At 36.2% G+C, this 6,609-nt stretch carries 7 protein-coding genes; 5 read left to right on the plus strand and 2 right to left on the minus strand.

All coding sequences use genetic code 11. The features are described from left to right. Window positions 1-427: helix-turn-helix domain-containing protein (locus CCE82_RS12265; protein ID WP_159454542.1), on the minus strand; the 427-nt coding region annotated here is incomplete at its 3' end. Between the two features lie 623 nt (window positions 428-1,050). Between CCE82_RS12265 and CCE82_RS12270 the strand changes: the two genes are divergently transcribed. Both CCE82_RS12270 and CCE82_RS12275 read left to right on the plus strand, forming a co-directional pair. Then, window positions 1,051-1,239, plus strand: a complete 189-nt coding sequence (locus CCE82_RS12270; protein WP_086429638.1) for a putative holin-like toxin — start codon at window positions 1,051-1,053, stop codon at window positions 1,237-1,239. A gap of 366 nt (window positions 1,240-1,605) precedes the next feature. Beyond that, window positions 1,606-1,806 carry a hypothetical protein gene (locus CCE82_RS12275; protein ID WP_086429643.1) on the plus strand — a complete coding sequence of 67 codons (201 nt, stop codon included), beginning with the start codon at window positions 1,606-1,608 and terminating at the stop codon, window positions 1,804-1,806. Between the two features lie 118 nt (window positions 1,807-1,924). Here CCE82_RS12275 and cozEa read toward each other — a convergent pair whose 3' ends face one another. After that, a complete protein-coding gene (gene cozEa, locus CCE82_RS12280; protein WP_086429639.1) occupies window positions 1,925-3,022 on the minus strand; it encodes a lipoteichoic acid biosynthesis protein CozEa in 1,098 nt (365 codons plus the stop codon). 219 nt (window positions 3,023-3,241) lie between these two features. Between cozEa and CCE82_RS12285 the strand changes: the two genes are divergently transcribed. From CCE82_RS12285 to CCE82_RS12295, 3 genes are all read left to right on the plus strand, one after another. Then, window positions 3,242-4,813: an alanine/glycine:cation symporter family protein gene (locus tag CCE82_RS12285; RefSeq protein WP_086429640.1), complete on the plus strand. Its 1,572-nt coding sequence runs from the start codon at window positions 3,242-3,244 to the stop codon at window positions 4,811-4,813. Window positions 4,814-4,915: 102 nt separating this feature from the next. Next, entirely contained in the window at window positions 4,916-5,647 is a 732-nt protein-coding gene (locus CCE82_RS12290; protein ID WP_086429641.1) for an esterase family protein, read from the plus strand. Window positions 5,648-5,700: 53 nt separating this feature from the next. Further along, window positions 5,701-6,207 (plus strand): 2'-5' RNA ligase family protein, encoded by a 507-nt coding sequence (locus CCE82_RS12295; RefSeq protein ID WP_086429642.1) that lies wholly within the window; start codon window positions 5,701-5,703, stop codon window positions 6,205-6,207. The last annotated feature ends 402 nt before the right edge of the window (window positions 6,208-6,609 follow it).

Genomic DNA, 6,609 nt, shown 5'->3' on the forward strand with positions numbered 1-6,609 from the left:
TTTCTATACAGTATTGGGCAATCATTACACGTTCTTCCAATGTTGTTTGTTTAGCCAAGCGATCTCCCCCTGATTCAAAATCATATCTTTTAAATTCTTTACCCGCTTGGTATCGTTTTATCCATAACCGAATGGATTGTGAGCTCCGAATACTATACTTAGTGGCGAGTTCCTGTAAAGAAATGTCTGAGGTCAACGCTTCATTCACAATCTGTAACTTTAAATCAGTGCTATAAGCACGGGAAGAACGTGGTTGAATCGCTTCAATACCATCTTTTTGATAGGCTTTATACTTCTTCGTGGCCCAATATGGAGAAACATCTACACCTAACGCCCTCACAGCCATACTTACAGAACAATTATTATCCTCTATATACTCGAATATCTTCAAATAAGTTTCAGCAGATATCTTATAATGATGACTCACATCACTCACTCCTGTCTCTACACTTTTTTATTTTTCAGTGTAAAGTCGGCGGGGGCCAGATCAGGACTTGCCTCAACTAAATTTGGCTTGATTGAAGTGTACATTGGATGGAAGCCAAATTGGATTTTCGGCTGCGTCTGATCCCTCGGGAGTCTCAGCCTCTGGGCAATCTTGCATCAAATGCAGTCACTTAGGGCAAGTTGATGAAATGGATACAATCCCATAACATCCAATAATGACGTCCCATTTATCCTCATTTTGCCTGTTTTATTATTAATAGATATATGACCATAAAAATGATAGGGACTGGGAAAACTTAATGTCCCAGTCCCACAGTCACTATCAATATTCAAAAAAATAACCATCACTAACTTTGGAGGAGTTAGATGGTTAAAACATAGCACATGTGGCACATTTTGCCTATTGTTTTTTATTTAATAAACATTATTATTTTATAATCAGGAATAAATGCGGAAAAGTGGAAAGTGATATGGTAGCTTTTCTATTATAGAAATACTAAGCCTCATCATTTTCGTTTTATAAAAAATAGAATAAAAGTATTAATTAATATAATTGTGGACAAAATATAGAGAGCCTATAAAATGAAGGTGTGAGAAAGTTAGATGGATGGTGGCTATCTCGGTATAAAGAGAGGTGATGCGTATGAACGTATTATCAAAATCTTTAGAAAGGAGAAGCCTCGAATGATAAGTGTCACAGACGTACTGATGCTGATGTGTGCTTTCGGTAGCTTTATCGTAGCTTTAATCAGTTTAGTCGTGTTGATCACTACAAATGTTCAAAAAAAATAACCATCTCTAACTTTGGAAGGTTAGATGGTTATTTTTTTACATTTAACGAAGCCACCGTCTTTTTAACGGTCTCACTGAGGCAATGCACAAGATGTGTGTTGCCTTTTATATACATAAAATAGCACATGTGAGATGTTTTGTCTATTGATGATATGCTTCTTTCTTTCGACATTGTAATGAAGCTATTGATATTAAAAGTTCGACAATAGTATAAGAATATTTAGTTTTAGAGTTTATTGCGAATTGATTTCCATTATGTTACGTTAATGTTACGAAAGGATAGTTGTAATGACGATACATAAAAGGAGCCGTTATCGTTTGCGTGCTATCACGCATAATGATGTGGCTCAAATAGAGGTGACTCATATGAAAGATTCATTTTTATGGAGTAAGAAGTTTATCCCTGTGTATTTTATTGTAGCGTTTGGTGTTTTTCTTTTGTATAGATTTTACATACATGTCGATCATTTTGCTGCATATTATCCCGTATTGTTTTGTGCAGCTGTTGGGATTGCATCGATTAAATATAACTATGACAAGGACCATCATCGACAACAGAAAAAATAAAGTTTCCAATGGAGAAGTCGTGTCTATTTGTAGCGCGGCTTGTTTTTATTCATATTGAAAGTTGAGTAGTAAAAAACATGCCGACCTCAATGTTAAAGTCAGCATGTCTATTTATCAATTAAAGTATCCCTTTATCGTTAACATCACTGTGCGCTTTATGCATAATTTGGTGACGGTACTTGAACACGTTACGTACGATAGTTTTAAGTACGGCATAAAGTGGCACTGCGACTAAAATGAGTGTAAAGCCTCCTAAACTTCCTGAAGCTAAAATAACAATGATAATCGTTAATGGGTGAATATTTAATGATTTACCCATAACATTTGGTGTAATGACATTACCTTCAAGCTGTTGCGCGATTAAAGTAATGACACAGACCCAAACGAATGTTGATGGACTTTGAATTAAACCTAAAATACCAGCTGGTAAGAACGCCATCCACGGTCCTAAGAATGGAATCATGTTCGCAACAATGGCAAACATCACTAAGAGCATTGTGTACTCTAAACCGATAATCGAATAACCAATATATAAAATAGCCCCAAGAATTAAACTTACTGTCACTTGACCTTGAATGTAAGACATCAATGTTTGGTTTAAATCTTTTAATAAGTTCACGATAAAGATTTTACGTTCGCCATTAAAAATATTTGCAACTGCGGGAATAAAACGTTCGTGATCTTTTAACATATAAATCAAGAAGAATGGCACTAAAATCAATAAGAATAATGTCGATACAATACTTGAAATAATGTTAAGAGAGTTGGACAACAGATCCGAAGCCATTTGACTTAAATACGATACAATATCATTAATTTTTTCTGTGACTTGATCAGGTAAACGGTCGCGTTGATCGAGTGCAAAATTAATTAATCGTTCAGTTTCACGTTGAATAAATGGAATCTGATGAATTAAATTCTCGATTTGAGTGGCAATGACAGGTCCAATGACACCAATAACTGCCGCAATCATCGCTGTTAATGCGAGTAGGATAATCGTAATGCTTGCCCATCTTGGCACGTGACGTTTTTCGAGCATTTTTTGAAAAGGTAAGCAAATGTAAAATAAAAACCCACTCAACAATAAAGGTAATATAATCGATTGAATAATAATTATGATAGGCATAAATATGTGGTTAACATCTAAAAATAATTTGATGATTAAAAATAAAAGTAGCAGTGCTACACCTGTTCGGAACCACACTTTATTTGTCATACATTGTTTCCTCCTTCTATTAAGAACACTGATTACAGTATATCCCAATCGGAATCTCGTTAAAAGAAAAATTTTAAATCAATATTAGAATCATTTTCATTTTTGTATTGTGTATTGTAGTTAAAAAAGAGTTGCGCGGAATTTTTTAACTGTGTATACTTATATCAGATTTATCTGAAAATTTTTAAAATGGATACAAAGGAAAAAGGGGGAATGTTTATGTTAGAAACGATTGTGGGATGGCTCAATGACATTGTTTGGAGTAAGCCGCTAGTCTATGGTCTTTTACTAACGGGAGTCGCATTTAGTTTGATGAGCAGATTTTTGCAAGTCCGACACTTTAAGGAAATGATTCGTCTCATGTTTCAAGGTGAAAAGTCACCAACTGGGATTTCAAGCTTTCAGGCGATTGCGCTATCATTAGCAGGTCGTGTGGGGACGGGGAATATCGTTGGTGTATCCACAGCGATATTTATTGGGGGTCCTGGTGCAGTGTTCTGGATGTGGGCAACTGCATTTTTAGGCGCAGGTACAGCCTTTATTGAATCAGCACTAGGCCAAATTTATAAACAAGAAGAAGACGGTGAATACCGCGGGGGTCCAGCGTATTATATCGAAAAAGGGATTAAAGGTAAATTTGGGAAGATTTACGGCTTAGTATTCGCGATTGTGACGATTATTTCAGTAGGTTTATTACTTCCTGGTGTTCAGTCCAATGCGATTGCTAGTTCGATGCATAATGCGTTTGGCATTCCGGCATGGGTTATTGCAGTCGTACTTGTTGTTATTTTAGCGCTCATTATTTTTGGTGGTGTAAAATGGATTGCGAAAGTAGCGACAGCGATTGTACCGTTTATGGCAATCATTTATATTTTAATGGCAATTGTCATTATCGTACTTAACATACAAGAAGTGCCAGCGTTATTTGCGCTTATTTTTAAATCAGCATTCGGAATGGAAGCAGCATTTGGTGGTATTATCGGTGCAATGATTGAAATCGGTGTAAAACGTGGTCTTTATTCAAACGAAGCGGGTCAAGGTACAGGGCCTCATGCAGCGGCGGCAGCGGAAGTGTCTCACCCTGCAAAACAAGGTCTCGTTCAAGCATTTTCTGTTTATGTTGATACATTATTCGTTTGTACAGCGACAGCGTTAATTATTTTAATTTCAGGTACATACAATACAACAGATGGTACAGTTTCTGCTGATGGGATGCCAGGTTTATTGAAAAATGGAGAAATTTTTGTTCAAAATGCAGATGGTACGAAAGATTATTCAGGAACAGCAATGTATGCACAAGCAGGGATTGATAAAGCATTACAAGGTTCAAGTTACCACTTTGACCCAAGTTTCTCAGGATTTGGTTCGTATTTTATTGCGATTGCGTTATTCTTCTTTGCCTTTACAACGATTTTAGCGTATTACTACATTGCTGAAACGAATGTGAGTTTCTTAACCAATCGTATTGCTAAAAATCAAAACCAATTATGGCGTAATGTGACACGTCTCGTTTTAATCGCGGCGACTGCATACGGTGCGGTGAAAACAGCAGACATTGCGTGGGCTATGGGTGACTTAGGTGTCGGATTGATGGCCTGGTTAAACATTGTTGCGATTTGGATTTTGTATAAACCAGCCATGCATGCATTAAAAGACTTTGAGCGTCAGAAGAAGGAGAAAGGTACAGGTAAAACAGCTATTTATCGTCCAGATCCTAAAGAAATCCCAACTGCGACGTTCTGGTTAGAAGATTATCCGAAACGTTTGAAAGAAGAAGATATTCAACCTTAACATCAAAAGATAGATAAAATAGCGTCAAATCAAGCTTTATAGATTAACACAGCACGCGTCTCCTGATACAATGAGATTAATTCGTATGAGGAGGCGCTTTTTATGACTACATTTAATCCAGGTGAAGTAACCGTCACACAACTCAAAAGCGACTACTTAGAACGAGAAATTACATTATCTGTTTATTTGCCGAAAGATTATTCTGATTTATATAAATCGAAAGTAATTTTTTGTTTTGATGGTCGTGATTTTCTAAGGTATGGACAACTTCATCGTGTATATGAGAAGTTAAGAAAAAATGGGGAAGTCGAACGTGCAATCATCGTCGGTCTACATTATCAAAATGTGAAGATGCGTCATATGGAATTCCATCCAGAAGGTGAAAAAGCTGCACAAACTGTCCAAGCGGTTGCCAATGAAATCTTTCCATGGATTGATGAAAATTTTGCGACATACAAAGTGGGCAATGCGCGAATTTTGTTAGGAGATAGTTTGGCAGGAAGTATTGCTTTGTTAACTGCACTTTCTTATCCACGCGTCATGAGTCAGGTTGGCTTACTAAGTCCCCATTATGATGAAATTGTTAAACTCATTTTTGATCGTTGCCAGTTTAAATCTGAATTAAATATTTGGCACGCGGTAGGTAAAGAAGAGATTGATTTTAAATTACCAACAAGTGGTGAACGTGCAGATTTCTTAACACCTAACCGCACATTGAAAGATTTATTTGAATCAAAACAAATGACATATTACTACGAAGAATTAGACGGTGGGCACAATTGGAAAACATGGCAAAAAGAATTGCCAAAATTGTTAACGTACTTTTTAAGTTAATTATAAGAAAATTTGCTATAATAAAAGTAAGCGAATACAAAGGAGGAATTCAAATGATTTTAGGATTAGCGTTAATTCCGTCAAAAGATTTCCAAAACGAGGTCAACGCTTATCGTAAACGTTATGATAAGCACTACACAATGATTCAACCTCATATTACAATTAAAAGTAATTTTGAAATTGATGAAAATGATCTTGATCAAGTTAAAGCTGAAATAGAAAAACGTTTAGAAGGTGCACAACCTACAGAAGTTTATGTGTCAAAAGCTTCAAATTTTGCACCGGTGACAAACGTTATTTATTTTAAAGTAGAGAGAAATGCAGCGTTAGAAGATTTATTCAACCGTTTTGATGGCGAAGATTTTTACGGTAAATCAGAACATGCATTTGTACCACATTTTACCATTGCGCAAGGTTTAACGAGCCAAGAGTTTGAAGATATTTATGGTCAAGTCCGCTTAGCAGGTATTGATCACAAAGAGACAATTGATACATTATCATTGATGCATTTTAAAGAAGATGTAGAAGAATGGGAAGAGATTGCTACTTTTTCTTTATAATAGCGAGAGAAAAGTAAAAAATGGACTGATGAAGCATGATTTGTGCATATCAGTCCATTTTTTATGTTCGAAAAGCACATTATCTGTTTTTAGCGAAATATGAAACTTTGTATAATGTTTATTGAGTAAAATTATTGAACTGATTGATATGTGTAAAGTGACTCATCAGCTTTTGTATTCCTCAAAACTGCATGATAGAATGAAAACAACAAGAATATCTGCATTGAATGCACCAAACCCCTTACTAACGCCCATTAGTAAGGGGTTTTGATTCAGTGCGCCCGGCATGGGTAACATCTTGACGGTGAAAGTCCGTTACAGGCTTGGTAGTAGGAACTGTTAGCGAAAGACAAGGGTGTCCATTGCGAAGTGGAATCTGAAGGAAGTCGGACGCAAACACTC

It is taken from the genome of Staphylococcus cornubiensis (genome assembly GCF_900183575.1).
In the GTDB taxonomy this organism is placed as follows: Bacteria; Bacillota; Bacilli; order Staphylococcales; family Staphylococcaceae; genus Staphylococcus; species Staphylococcus cornubiensis.